Annotated in this window: 9 protein-coding genes; 3 read left to right on the top strand and 6 right to left on the bottom strand. The window is 38.1% G+C overall.

The features are described from left to right. The first annotated feature begins 51 nt into the window (after window positions 1-51). Together LBYS_RS00450 and LBYS_RS00445 are read left to right on the top strand one after the other, a co-directional pair. The gene (locus LBYS_RS00450; protein ID WP_013406940.1) at window positions 52-1,002 is read left to right on the top strand and encodes a ribose-phosphate pyrophosphokinase; all 951 of its coding nucleotides are present in this window, start codon (window positions 52-54) and stop codon (window positions 1,000-1,002) included. Between the two features lie 2 nt (window positions 1,003-1,004). After that, complete coding sequence (locus tag LBYS_RS00445) at window positions 1,005-1,577, top strand: 50S ribosomal protein L25 (protein WP_013406939.1); 573 nt, start codon at window positions 1,005-1,007, stop codon at window positions 1,575-1,577. Window positions 1,578-1,656: 79 nt separating this feature from the next. Here LBYS_RS00445 and ltrA read toward each other — a convergent pair whose 3' ends face one another. From ltrA to LBYS_RS00425, 4 genes are all read right to left on the bottom strand, one after another. Beyond that, on the bottom strand, window positions 1,657-2,931 hold the full coding sequence (gene ltrA, locus LBYS_RS00440; RefSeq protein ID WP_049781352.1) for a group II intron reverse transcriptase/maturase: 1,275 nt from the start codon (window positions 2,929-2,931) through the stop codon (window positions 1,657-1,659). Between the two features lie 618 nt (window positions 2,932-3,549). Beyond that, a complete protein-coding gene (locus LBYS_RS00435) occupies window positions 3,550-4,320 on the bottom strand; it encodes a sensor histidine kinase (protein ID WP_013406938.1) in 771 nt (256 codons plus the stop codon). A 20-nt stretch (window positions 4,321-4,340) separates the two neighbouring features. After that, on the bottom strand, window positions 4,341-4,985 hold the full coding sequence (locus LBYS_RS00430; protein WP_013406937.1) for a response regulator transcription factor: 645 nt from the start codon (window positions 4,983-4,985) through the stop codon (window positions 4,341-4,343). Window positions 4,986-5,263: 278 nt separating this feature from the next. Continuing rightward, window positions 5,264-5,941, bottom strand: coding sequence for a Sir2 family NAD-dependent protein deacetylase (locus LBYS_RS00425; RefSeq protein WP_013406936.1), 678 nt, complete (start codon window positions 5,939-5,941; stop codon window positions 5,264-5,266). Between the two features lie 78 nt (window positions 5,942-6,019). Between LBYS_RS00425 and porU2 the strand changes: the two genes are divergently transcribed. Then, the gene (gene porU2, locus LBYS_RS00420; RefSeq protein ID WP_013406935.1) at window positions 6,020-9,217 is read left to right on the top strand and encodes a putative type IX secretion system sortase PorU2; all 3,198 of its coding nucleotides are present in this window, start codon (window positions 6,020-6,022) and stop codon (window positions 9,215-9,217) included. A gap of 232 nt (window positions 9,218-9,449) precedes the next feature. Here the strand turns inward: porU2 and LBYS_RS18060 are convergent, their stop codons facing one another. Then, window positions 9,450-10,436, bottom strand: a complete 987-nt coding sequence (locus tag LBYS_RS18060) for a T9SS type A sorting domain-containing protein (RefSeq protein ID WP_013406934.1) — start codon at window positions 10,434-10,436, stop codon at window positions 9,450-9,452. Between the two features lie 8 nt (window positions 10,437-10,444). After that, a complete protein-coding gene (locus tag LBYS_RS00410; protein ID WP_013406933.1) occupies window positions 10,445-14,116 on the bottom strand; it encodes an Ig-like domain-containing protein in 3,672 nt (1,223 codons plus the stop codon). Between the last annotated feature and the right edge of the window lie 60 nt (window positions 14,117-14,176).

Raw genomic sequence — 14,176 nt, 5'->3', positions numbered from 1 at the left:
TTCGTATTATTTTTCCTACCTTTGCACCACTTTTCGGAATTAAACAACCCCATGGCAGAAGTAAAGATTTTTTCGGGCACTAACTCACAGTATTTAGCCGGAAAAGTAGCGTATTATTACGGGAAAGAACTTGGAAAAGTATCCATACAGCGTTTCGCCGATAGTGAGATATCGGTCAACTACGAAGAATCTGTAAGGGGCTGTGACTTGTTTTTGGTACAAAGTACCTTCCCAAATGCAGATAACTTAATGGAGTTACTGCTTATGATTGACGCCGCAAGGAGAGCATCAGCTCACTACGTGGTGGCCGTAATTCCGTATTACGGATATGCCCGTCAAGACAGAAAGGATCGTCCAAGAGTAGCTATCGGAGCGAAATTAGTGGCGAATATGCTAACTGCCGCGGGAGCAGACAGAGTGATGACTCTAGATCTGCATGCAGGACAGATTCAGGGATTCTTTGACATTCCTGTAGATCATTTGGAAGGAACCTCAGTGTTTGTCCCTTATTTGAAAGAGAAAAACATTGACAACTTAATATTTGCTTCTCCTGACGTAGGTGGTGTATCTAGGGTAAGAAGATTTGCAAGTTTCTTTGATGCAGATATTGTCATTTGTGACAAACAAAGAAAGGTAGCGAATCAGATTGCAAGTATGCAGCTGATTGGCGATGTAAAAGATGCTAACGTAGTCTTAGTGGATGACATGATAGACACCGGTGGCACCATTTGTAAAGCAGCAGAGTTGATCCTTGAAAAGGGAGCAAAATCTGTTAGGGCTGTGGCAACACACCCTGTATTCTCTTACAAAGCACATGAAATCATATCGAATTCTGTGTTTGAAGAGGTTATCGTTTCGGACTCTATTCCATTGAGACAAGATAATCCGAAAGTAAAAGTAATATCAGTAGCAGAACTTTTTGCTCATGCTATTGGTAGAATTAGAGATAATGGATCAATTAGTACATTGTTCATAAATTACCAACAAAAACTTAAATTTTAATCATGAAAGTAACTGAGATTGTAGGGTTTAAAAGAGCGAATCTCGGTCGTCAATCTGCTCAGGAATTAAGAGCTGAAGGATATGTACCGGGCATTCTTTATGGTGGAGAGGAACAAATTTCTTTCTATGCACCGGCGTATTTGTTCAGACCTGTAGTTTACAGCATTGATGCGTATGAAATCAAATTAACTATTGACGGAAAGGAATACAGAGCTATCCTTCAGGATAAGCAATTCCATCCGGTTAATGATTCTTTGATTCACGTTGATTTGTTAGAAATCAATCCTGACAAGGTGATTACCACCACTATTCCTGTACGTTTAACCGGAACAGCAAAAGGTGCTAAACAAGGGGGTAAATTGGTTCAAACATTGAGAAAAGTTCGTGTTAAAGGACCCGCTAAATTAATCCCTGAGTTTGTTAACTTAGATGTTACTGAATTAGGCTTAGGAAAATCTATTCGTGTGAAGTCTATTGAACTTCCTGAATTGACAATTATTGATCCTGCTGCAAACCCTGTCGCTACCGTGACTATCCCACGTGCGTTGAGAGGTCAGCTAAATGCAGAGAAATAATCGAGTAGGAAGATAGGGATTATTTCCCTATCTGTCCTCTCACACCACCCGGCATACGGATCCGTACCAAGGCGGTTTGTTAGAATAACGTCGTTTGATGCGTTGTTCTCCAGTAATAGTAGTCTGCAAATCCTTCGTAACCTAATTTAGTAAAGTATGAGTTTGTTAGCGTTGTTTGAACGATAGGGCTTGTCCCTGTCCGAGTATAGGATTTACGGGTGTTCGCATGTTGGTAGGCAAGCCAGCGTTTGGCTCCCAGTTTCATTAAGTTCCGAATTCGATTACCTGCGGTCTTCCATTGCTTCCAAAGCAGAACACGCAAGCGTCTTCGCACTAGTTCATCTAGTGTTACCATCACCTTCTTATTCGTTGCTATACGAAAGTAATCCACCCAGCCGTGAATAATTTGCCGTAGTTTAGTCAGTCGCTCATGCATAGGAGTAGCTGTATTACGTCGAGTATTTTGACGTAACTTCTCTCGGATTCGTTCGATACTCTTTGCAGAGATACGAATCTGCCAATCTCCTTGAGTTTTGAAGAAACTAAAGCCGAGTAAACTACTTTGGGAAGGTTTGCTTACCTTACTCTTTTCACGGTTCACTTTCAGTTTTAGTGTAGATTCGATGTAACTGGTGATGTTGCGCATAATACGAGTGGCGGATTTATTGCTCTTCGCGTAGATACTACAGTCATCCGCATAACGTACAAATCGATGTCCACGGGAGCTGAGTTCCGTATCCAGTTCGTTCAGGATGATGTTTGACAAAAGTGGACTTAAAGGACTGCCCTGTGGTGTGCCCTTGGTTCGCTTTTGTTCAAGACCATGATCCATAATCCCACAACGAAGGTATTTCCCGATCAGCGCTAGGACTCGACGATCCGTAATCTTCTTGCTCAAAAGATGCATCAGTATGTCGTGGTTCACTTGATCGAAGAATTGTTCCAAATCAAGTTCAACGACCCACGTGTAGCCCAAGTTCAGATACTCTTGCGCTTTAATGACGGCCTGATGAGCATTACGATTCGGACGGAAGCCGTAGCTGTTATCGTGAAAATCACCCTCATACTTTAACCCAAGCCATTGGGAAATGCTTTGCTGAATAACACGGTCGATGACCGTTGGGATACCCAGCATACGCTTGCCGCCACTTGCTTTGGGAATCTCTACTTTCCGAACAGCTTGTGGGCGGTAAGTGCCAGAGAGAATATCCGATCGCAGGGATTGCCAGTGCGTGTTAAGGTAGTCACGAAGATTATCGATCTGCATACCATCAACTCCGCTAGCACCTCCATTAGAGATGACACGATCAACTGCGTGTTTGACATTTCGGATGTGTAATATCTCTTCCAACATAGTATTACTAAAAAAAAACCTCAGGCATTGTGTCCACTTCGTTGCACGACTCAGCTAAGCTCCTCTTGCATTTTACTATCAGTTTCCGACCTACCCTCATGCAAGCAGTTCTCTTATGTGGTTCGGCTTTTAACACTTCGTCATAAACTTCATGGTTCCTTTGCCATTCTAACATTCAGACCTTCCCCTGTATAAAGTAGAGAAGCAGGGTACTATGTCCTCTGCTGACTTCTGACTAAAGCATACTAGCATTATTATTCTGCTATATGTTTCTTCGCGGGCATTCGCGTATACCTTTGACAGAGTTTAGTCAGATCTCCCCAGGTAAGAACAATAACTTTCACCTCATATATCCGCTACATTTACCATAGTGTTTCCGTACAGTTTAGGGCTTTGGCTTGTTTTGCAGCCTCACCCAACACTTGCGGCCTTGTATGTAGTTTCTGTTCGTCGGATCGAGGTTTTGCCTCAGACTTCCTTCAGATTCCACCTCACGGTGGACACCCTTGTCATAAGCTAACACTTCCCACTGTAAAGGCGTGTTCGGGACTTACACCCTAGAGTTATTGCACATGCTGGGCACACAAAACGAAAGCCCCGAAAATTTCGGGGCTTTTTTTATATCACAGAATACATTGATTTCCTCATTGAAACCTCTAGAGGGAAGGTAATCATTAATTGGAAACCCTCATCATACTTAATCTCCAGATTCCCTTCTAAGGTTTTCACTCTATTCTTAATAGAATTTAAACCTACACCTTCAGAAAATTTCCCTGTACCCATACCATTATCTCCTATTTGGAAAATAACATTATTGCCATCCCCATATAAAAAGATGTAAATCTCATTTGCAGATTTTGCATGTTTAATGATATTAGTCAACGCTTCTTGAAGAATTCTTAAAACCTCAATTCTCTGTACAAGATGTAGTTTTTGCGTTAAGCCCTTATCTATATCTAATTCTACATTGTACATATCCTTAGGGCAAATTAGATCTAAGATCCTATGAACATTATCCTCAAAATATTCTGCATCTTCAATGGAGTGATAAAGAGAATGACTGTGGGTTCTTACGGAATGATAGATCTCGTTAGCTTTCAAATGTAAATCTTGAATTCTTGTTTTGATTTCAGAAGCATTGGATTGCTTACTTAATAAATCCAATTGATTAACAATGCCTGCCAAAGATGAACAAAATTCATCATGAAGATTTTGCCCTATTAAAGACTTCACCTCCCTTACAGATTGCCGGCAAGCTTCTTCTAATTGAATCTCAGCTAGCTTTCTTAAGGCAGCAATCTCCTTTTCGGTCCTTAATCTTTGATATTTAACCCAAAGGAAACAAGCTACCAGTGTGGCTATGAGTAAAACAAAAAACAAAATATTCATTTTTATGATCTATTTATGGCCTAAATAACTCCTAGTCGCTTAGCTTCCGCCAGGAGAGCAGTAATACTAGAAGTATTCGTTTTAAGCATCATCTTCCGACGGTGCGCGGCAATAGTATGCTTACTAAGCTTCAATTCTTCTGCAGCTCCATTAATACTTAAGCCTTTGGCAAAATACTGTAAGAGCTCTATTTCTCTATTCGTGAAAGGAACTCCTGCATCATCTTCCGCACTATCCATAATGGATTTTACACTAGGTGAAACAAAAGTAGAACCGCTAAAGATTTCATGAATACAGTCGAACAATTCATCTGCTGTAGCTGTCTTACTTAGAATTCCGTCAGGCGAGTATTTTTGTAAATCCTGTAACAAGTAAGGATTTGCTAAACTACTTACCACAATGATCTTTATCCCTTTTGATACTCTCCTTAAATCATTGATAAATAATGGCAAAGACTTTTCTCCTAAGTAATAATCTACAAATAAGAAAATGGGGTCCTTGCTTCTAAATCTTATTAAACTATGGATCAAATCTTGATCATTATAATAGACGTTTACAGATTTAAAAAGCGTGGTAAATTCTACTAACTTGGCAAAAGAATCAGCGAACAACTTGTGATCATCTAAAATTATAGCCGAAACATTCTTAAAATTCGCGTTATTCATATAATGGATTAAGATTACATGGTGGATCCATAATTGTTATTACACCAAAAATCGAGCCAATACCATTCATTCAAATTCAATTACCATCCTTTTATTCTGCGCGCAACTCTAGCCCCTAGGATACGGTAATTATTGTAAGGGTTAACGTAAACATTGGTCTATATAATATACTAAAGTTTAAATAAGCGTAGTTTACAGGTTCCAAAGATAAAATAAATGATGAAAATCATTCTAAATAAGGATAAGGAAAAAAATATGATCTTCGTCATAAATTTAAATCACATAAGATCAAGCACTTGCACTAAATGCCGCAATCCTAAACTAGCAGAAAGCGAAATAAATTGAACATTTGAACGAAAATTAAAATTTGATTTATGTGGATCAATTACCCACACGGGGCAATGGGCATATTGCAGTAAACCGGCCGCAGGATAGACCTGTAGACTGGTACCAACTACGATAAAGAGCTCGGCTTCAGCTACCCATTCTTCCGCCAAAGGCATGAGCGGCACTTCTTCTCCAAACCAGACAATATGTGGGCGCAAAGGAAAGCCATCCTCCGCCAATTGACCGCTTTTAATAGAATCCCCTCCTATTTCATATATCAGTTCAGGATTTCCGGTACTCCTTACTTTGGAAAGCTCACCATGTAAATGCAATACTGTCCTGGAACCTGCTTTTTCATGTAGTCCATCTACATTTTGGGTGATGATCTTTACAGAGTGCGTCAGTTCTAATTCTGCTAAGAGCTTATGGCCAGGATTGGGCTCTGCTACATAGGCCTGCTTCCTCCTTTCATTGTAGAATCGCAAAACCGTATCAGGATCCTTACGAAAAGCTTCAGGAGTGGCCACATCCTCTATCTTAAACGATTCCCATAAACCACCCATATCCCTGAAAGTTTTTAGTCCACTTTCAGCACTCATACCTGCACCGCTTAATACTACAATGTTCATATCTTCAAATATACCCCCTAAATTTAAGTAGCATTCCTTCTACAATTATTATCTTTGAACTATATTCTTACGTGAAAAATGAGAGATAGATTTATATTAATAATGGCCCTTATTTTTGGGTATTCTGCACAGGCACAGTATAATAATGATTGGATCCAGTATGACCAGATGTATTTGAAAATGGTATATACAACTACCGGCGTTTATCGTATATATAAAAAAGACATTGAAAAGCTTCCTTCAGGTATTATAAACCCTCATAACATACAAATTTTCAAAAAGGGAAAAGAGATACCGTGTTACGAATTTGGATTAAATGACAATACATTCGATGAATCAGACTATCTAGAATTATATTTAGAAGCGAATTATGGAGAACAAGATAGTCTGGTTTACCTACCGCATTCAGATAGACCCCCGGTTTATTCAAATATCTTCTCGGATGAAACTGCGATATTTATTACAGTTGGCAAAAACAAAGGTTTAAGAAATAATATAGAGGCTTTTAAAGACTCTAGAGCTAAAGAAAATATAGTTATAATACACGAAATCCAACACCTGAAAGATATATGGTCCTTTAATAATGCTACAGGACAGGTACCTATACTACAGCAGTCCTACTATGAAAAAGGGGAGAGCTGGACAGGACCTCAAATAAACAGTGTAAGTGAACAAAAAAAGGAATTTACACTTCAAGGATATAGTCCTTTAGTGAATCACAATATCACTTTTAAAGTATTATTAAACACAAGAAGTAATAACGCGCATGAAATAAATGCTAAAATAAATCTAAAAAATATAGGAGCTTTTAAAACAATTGGATTTGACCACCAACTGTTCATATCAGAAATACCTAATAGCGAATTAAGTGAAAAGAAATCGTTTACATTTTCTACTTCTTCGAATCTACAATCTGATGCATATTCTTGGACCCAATTTGAACTTCTATATCCGCAAAAATTAGATTTCAAAAATAGGACATCCCCATTGACCTACTTGCCAAGTTCTTCAGAAGCTGAGGCTAATTTTATAATAGAAAATGCACCAGAAGGCCTTCTTGCTTACGACAACTCAAATCCCTTTTCTAGCAGAAAATTACCAGTAGATAATAACAGCATATATATTTCCAATAGAAAAAACACAAAAAAAATATTCTTAGATAGTAAAATATCAGTATTTACAAAGAGTGTTGTAGTTCGATACTCCAAACCATCTATTGAAGCTAATTATTTAATAGTTACACACCCTACCCTTAGGTCTTCAGCAGAAGAATACAAAACTTATAGAACTTCAATACTGGGAGGAAGTTATAAGGTGGAAATCATGGAAACCCAAGAAATTTATGACCAATTTAATTATGGAGAAAGGAGTCCAATAGCAATCAAGGAATATCTACGGTATCAGTTACAAAAATCTCAGAATGGAGAAAAATTCCTTTTCCTAATAGGTAAACCAAACACCTATCCTTCAACTTTATTCTCTCAACCCGAGATTGACCTCGTGCCATCCTTTGGTTATCCAGGAAGTGACGTTTTACTTTCATCAGGAATAAATGGCAGCCACATTGATGTCAGCACGTATCTCACCGGCCGTATTGAAGCTACTAACAATGCTGAAGTCCTTAATTACTTAGAGAAAGTAAAGGAATTTGAAGACCCAAAAAATCACGGTTCATGGATAAAAAAAGTATTACACATGAACGGTGGGAATAACATCAATGAAATATCAAATTTTAAGAACTTCATGTATAATTTAGGTCAAAAATCGATTGGAAGCATTAGTAACACCCATGTAGATTTTCTTACTAAATCTACAACTGAAAGCGTGGAAAATATTAATATAGGCAAATATTTAAACGAGGGTGTCGGTGTTATATCCTATTTTGGGCATGGTTCTTCAACTATTTTAGATTTTAATTTGGGATTTGCATCTGACCCAAAATTAGGCTACGCTAACAAAGGCAAATACCCATTTATGTTGTTTAATGGATGTGGTGTTGGAAATATATTTCACAGGTATGAACCTCTAAGTTCTGATTGGCTATTTACACCTAACAAAGGTGCAATAGCCGTATTAGCTAATTCCTATTACGCTTATTCTAATACTTCGATGGACTTCTTTGAGATATTTTACAATAAATTATATAATGATGAAGAAACATTAGGTAAACCCATAGCCAAAGTATACTTAGAATCTGTCAAAACTCATATTTTAAGACCTAACTACGAAAAATATGCACAGTCTAATTCTCAACAGATGATTCTTCAAGGTGACCCTGCAGTTGTAGTCAATCCTTTTCACAAACCTGATTATACTTGGAAGAAAAATTCTGTACAAATTAGCAGCACTAACGCTGGTTCATCCATTGGTACGTCTTCCCAAATTGTAGTCTCCGCCGAAATCCAAAATCTGGGAAAAATAGAAGAAAATCAAGCTATACCTGTTAAAGCCGTAGTACAATACCTGAACGGCACATCAGAATCCATTGGGCTAAGAAAAATAACCCGGAGTTTCGAGAATAGCTATTCAGACACCCTCCACATAACTCAGCCCATTCGTAATATAACCCTCATATTAAACCCGGACAGCAATATTCCTGAATTGACTTTTGAGAACAATACTGAAAATATTGAAGTAGACTGGGATCAAGCAAAAAATGTGTCTATATACCCCTATAGACCAGAATTGGATAAAACTAATCCCACATTGCTTGCTTTTATAAATGACCAACTAACAACAGAAGGAAAATACACCAAAGCCCCCAAAATTACCTTCAAAATCCAGGATGAAAATCCATTACCGGTACAAATAGCTGGTATTAGAATCTATATCAAGACCAACAATCAATTCACAGAAATACCAACAGGCCAATATACTTTGACACAAAACAGCGCTAACCAGATCACAGGCACTTTCGTTAGTCCTGAACAAATAGGAAACTACGAACTACTGATTAACGCCTCTGACGCAGCCGGAAACCTTGCAGGACAAGACCTTTATCTCAAGTGGGAAATCGTAGAAAACCTTACACCCAGTATCATTGTCGCACCAAACCCGGTACAAGAAAGAATAAAACTACTGATTAATAGCGTAGGCCAAGACCAAGTGGCACTACAACTTTATGATCTAAAAGGCAAAGAAGTCTTTAAAAGCACTTTTCTGGTTAATGATGGTCTGAATACCATTTATCTTGATTTTAGTCCGAAACAAGGCACATATACTTATGTTGGCACCTTAAATCTGAAAAAGATTACAGGTAAAATAATAGTAGAATAACATCAGAATAGTAAGTTGTTAAAGCCGATTAACTTGAGTTGAAATATTTACCTTCGCTAACAGAATACTAGTAAATAATGCTTACCAAAATAGCTACTCTATAAGGATGTATCTTTAATTATCCGCCATATAAATCAGTAGTACTGCAAAACATTCAAAATATAATTTTACTACTGTTGCATAAAAAAAGGGGCTCCCAACGGGAACCCCTTTTCTAATTCTTTTTTAGGAATCACTTTTTAACAAACTTAAAAGATTGTTCATTTAACCATCCGTAGTACACCCCTTCACGAAGGTTCTTCACGTCAATAACCTGAATACCTGCATCCACCTTTTGGTTACGGATCTGCTTTCCGGTCACGTCAATGATACGTACCACACCAGCTTCTTTATTTTTAATCTGTAAGTAATCCACCGTTGGGTTTGGATAAACTAAAAAAGAAGGTGCTGTAGACTCATCCAAAGAAACAGGAATGATCTTACTATAAGCAAAGCTTCCATCATGATCCACCATTTTTAAACGGTAATAAACCAAATCTTCATTTTGAGCAGTAGAGAAAGTGTAATTATTATTGCTTCCCTTAGCAAACACTTCTCCTACTTTCTGAAAAGATAAAGCGTCAGCACTGCTTTCAATTTCAAAATGACTAAACTCTGTCTCTTCTGCCGTAGCCCAATCCAAAACAGCAATGCTTCCTTCTGCCCTTCCGGTGAATGAAATTAAGGTAACAGGTGTAGCTGCAACTACTGTCACTGTCGTATAAGAAGAATTATTATCTGGTTGATCGCCGACAAGTGGCATTCCACCTAAATCACATGTATTTATATCATTATAAAAATCAATTACTCCCCCAACTATTATGTCTACATCTGGACTTACACCTTCTACTTCAACATTAAATATGTAACCCTCTGATCCAGCAGGAATAGTTACGACTAAGGCGTTATCTTCAAAAGTACAAACAGATCCACCAGGCAAATCAGAAATATTACCTGTAAACTTTAGTGTTGTCCCCGACGTAGACAAAACGACTGCCACTTTATTAGCTTGCCATGAACCGCTTGACAGTGTATTAGCAATTGAAACCTCAATATTTCCTTTACCGGCAACAAAAATATCAGAACCTCTATAGTTAAGATTTAATTGTAGATCTTGCCCTAAAACTTTACTGAATGACAATACAGTACTAAGTACAGATAAAATGAAAATTTTCTTCATGGTTTTGTTTAATTTAGAATGACTTGCGAAAACGCATAATTATTATCAATTTTCGTTTCTCCTCCAGAATAAGGAGCCACTGTATATGTTATATTTTGAGCTGCCCTTGCAAAACCTGGTCTTCTCTTTATGTGGAATCCTAATGTTGCAGACGAAGCCGGATTTAAAGAATAACCAGACTTCGAAACGATTCTAATGGCAAAGGGTGTCTCATAGAATTCCCACGATCCATTTGAATAACTAGGATTAGAATTTCCAAGACTAGCTACACCATTAAAGCCTGTTTGTGGGCTACTGGTTAATACTAGGCCGGGAACAGTTATTTCAAATGCGGACGATTTCGTAATTTGAATTACAATTTGCTTTTCATCTGCTAAAGCAGTTCCTCCTAACATTTCCCAAATTCTTATGATAAAATCTCTTTCTTCTATTCCATTAAAATTGGCACCATTACTACCAAAAGTCTGAACAGGAAGCAAATCCGGTGTATCTTTTACAATAAGGACTAAGGTTGACTTTGAAGTGGCACCAAGTTCATCTCCTATTTCAATCACACATGATATACTACCCTTGAAATTATTTGCGGGCACAAATGTGAAATCACCAGTGGTAGCATTCATAGTAATTGTACCTCTAATCTGTCCGTCATATAAAACAGTTTGGGGAGAACCAATTGGAGCAGTCTCAGGAATACCATCTCCATTCAAGTCTATTAATAATACAGTTTGCGCATGGTTTTCAGGATCATAATCATTTGCCAAAACATTTCCAGTTCCAGCAGAATTAACTCCCATTAAAATCTGATCATCATTTGCAATAGTTGAATTACTTCCACCGGTTGGAATTATATCAATTAGCACATACACAGGACTTGAACATAAGCCAGAAGGAGACTCACAAATGGTATAAATAAGGAAATCTCTTCCTACAGATCCGGCATTAGGCGTATAGTAGATTTTACCATTGCTAACCGTAGCAGAACCTTTGGTAGGATTGGCTCCGATGAAAGGATTACCCAAAGTTCCATCAACATTCCCTGGTATATCGTTTAACTTAACGTCAATCTCAAAATTAGATCCTCCTTCAGGTACTTTAACAAAATCATGGAAAGCAATTGGAGGATTTGTAACTGTTCTGTTAAGAACATAAATAGTTAGATTTTGAACCGGGCAGTCTCCTTCCCAAGCATCTATACATACCTTAATAGGAAATGTATAAGTCCCCTCTTTATCCGTGATGAAAGTATAGGAGCCATTAGCGTTAATATTAAAAGTAAAATTAGCTCCCGGTGGAACAGTAGGCGAACCGGCAGCACTATAGGTGGCTCCTGCTGGCAATTCATCGTTAGTAGAAGTGTTACCCGGAATCTCTGTATTAATAAAGCCTGTATTCTGGTCAGGACGAATCAAATCAGCTGCACAATACACCTCGTTTCCTGGATCGTATCCATAGCGAGCAGAAGCCACAGCTCCGTATATGTTCAAACTAAAACCGGTCTCTATTGCCACCACTCGTAGCAATCTGATTTGAATTTCATCAAATGCGCCTTTACTGTGGAAGCCAATCACTGATCTGCCTGAACCACTGCTTAATAAACCTAAACTTATTAAGCTACCATTTACTACGTCTGCACTATCTACGGCCACTCCATCTTTAAATGTGACAATTCTTATATTATTATCACCAAGTAGCCCAAGATCAAGTAATCCTCCATCTTTACTCACTTCAAAACCTGCAAAACTTCCTTTAGGGAATGTCAAAGAAGTAGAAGCTACTGAAAGAGAAGACCTGGAAACCACGCCCACAACAGCGTTCATTGAAGCATAGTTATTAGGATGATTATCCACTACACGATCAAGATGCTCAAGAGGTTCATCCAATAAGCCTACTTGAGCGCCAATCCTAACTCCTGTATTCGCTCCGTTCACTACGGCTCCATGATACTGACTTGTAAGTGTCCCTTCCGTCAAACAATCTACATCTTCTGCACAGGATTTCTGTACTTTAAATCCATGAATCTTGGTTCCTCCTAAATCTACTGATAATAAGCTTCTGACCAAAACTAATCTAACCTCATCAAATGGAACTGGACAAATAGCCCCCAATACTTCCGTATGAGAACCGGATATAACTCCTACACCTGCCAATACGGCCCCAGGAGTTTCGTAAACCGGATTGTCAGGAGTTGCACTACTTCTATTATAGAATTCGAGCTTAATACCGGCACTTGCAATCAAGCTGGCATTTAATAAGGATGAAGATTCTACAATATATCCAGCATATGAACCTGCGGGATAGGTTTCCAATGCATTAGCAACAGATACAGACAAGGCACTTCCCACATTGGCAATTGCAACAACGGTAGCTGGATCAGATGAACCGTTGATGATATTATCCGGATTAGTAATACTACTTACATTTACTAAGCCAGCTGTAGTGGTTCTTTTTAAGTTGATATATAAAGGATGGTCTGGATTTGTAGCGGTTGTAATGGTATTACATGCCAAAGTTGAAGTACAGAATTTCTTAACTACCACACCATGTACTTTCGTGGTGGTAGCACTTAAAAGTTGATTTAGCTTAAGCTCGACTTCATCAAATTCATCTGCAGTGATGAAACCAATGGTAGTTCTACCTGACTCTCCCACCACTCTTAAACCTAAACTCAATAAGCTGGTTCCTGTTCTGGCCGTACCTACTGGGGATCCGTTATTATATAATTGAATAGAAAAGTTTTGTAAAAGATTCAAATCTAGGAGTCCCAAAAGTTGAGCGTTTTCAATATCAAATCCTACGAACATGGAATTATTCGTAGTATTAAATGAATTACCAAACACATCACCTACAGCGTAACTAATAGGACCTTGTAGCGTAGCATTCAAACCACCTAATTCGGTAAACGTATCAGAACTACTATCTAAGGCGCCCATAGGATTTATAACTCCACGATTAGAGGTTCTATCGGTAAATTGAACAGGATAATTTGGCGCACCAATTGTCACATTAAGATTACAAGGAAGCGTAGTATAATTCGCCGGTGCATATTTACCTAAAACCAAATTATAAACCCTGGTACCCCCAATACTTAACAAAGAATGTTCATTTACGACGATCATTGCACGAGTAAAAGTCACAGGGGTACTTGGCGCTAATGTAAATCCGATTCTTGCTGGATTTCCAGTACCTGTCAAAAGACCAAGACCGAGCAAGCCTAGAAGCTTATCCTTATTTACGTCATAAGTTGCTACAGGTGTAGTATTATCTCCATTAAATAATTTAATCTCAAAAGTAGCATTACCTAAGCCTATAGATAATCCATCAATATTCAAGATATCAAATCCAACAAAGTAGGGATTTGACTGGGAAGCAACCACACTTTCACCAATATCAATGGTCATTTTTTGGTCAACCAAACCAAGTACAGGTGCTGCTAAAACAGCATAGTCACCCAAATCTGAATTATAGGCATTACCCATACTACTAGCATTATTATGCCAAAATGTGGATAAAAGTGGATTATCAACATGCGTAATTTCAGGAGATTTTGGATTCACATATGGCACCGGCTCATTTAAAGGCAAAGAAGCTACCTGTGCGTTCACAGCATACCCACTCAGCAGAAAAAGACATAGCACGTAGCTCCAACTTCGGAGCTTAAAATGTATAGAAGCTCGTTTCATAGCTAAAATATTTAGGGAGAAAAAATTATACATATATGATAAGTAAATATTATACTTCTA

The organism is Leadbetterella byssophila DSM 17132, from assembly GCF_000166395.1.
Lineage (GTDB): Bacteria > Bacteroidota > Bacteroidia > Cytophagales > Spirosomataceae > Leadbetterella > Leadbetterella byssophila.
This window is presented reverse-complemented; position numbering and strand designations above follow the sequence as displayed.

Coding starts and splice junctions, on each gene's coding strand:
- LBYS_RS00450 (WP_013406940.1), top strand. CDS start 52: ATGGCAGAAGTAAAGATTTTTTCGGGCACTAACTCACAGTATTTAGCC.
- LBYS_RS00445 (WP_013406939.1), top strand. CDS start 1,005: ATGAAAGTAACTGAGATTGTAGGGTTTAAAAGAGCGAATCTCGGTCGT.
- ltrA (WP_049781352.1), bottom strand. CDS start 2,931: ATGTTGGAAGAGATATTACACATCCGAAATGTCAAACACGCAGTTGAT.
- LBYS_RS00435 (WP_013406938.1), bottom strand. CDS start 4,320: ATGAATATTTTGTTTTTTGTTTTACTCATAGCCACACTGGTAGCTTGT.
- LBYS_RS00430 (WP_013406937.1), bottom strand. CDS start 4,985: ATGAATAACGCGAATTTTAAGAATGTTTCGGCTATAATTTTAGATGAT.
- LBYS_RS00425 (WP_013406936.1), bottom strand. CDS start 5,941: ATGAACATTGTAGTATTAAGCGGTGCAGGTATGAGTGCTGAAAGTGGA.
- porU2 (WP_013406935.1), top strand. CDS start 6,020: ATGAGAGATAGATTTATATTAATAATGGCCCTTATTTTTGGGTATTCT.
- LBYS_RS18060 (WP_013406934.1), bottom strand. CDS start 10,436: ATGAAGAAAATTTTCATTTTATCTGTACTTAGTACTGTATTGTCATTC.
- LBYS_RS00410 (WP_013406933.1), bottom strand. CDS start 14,116: ATGAAACGAGCTTCTATACATTTTAAGCTCCGAAGTTGGAGCTACGTG.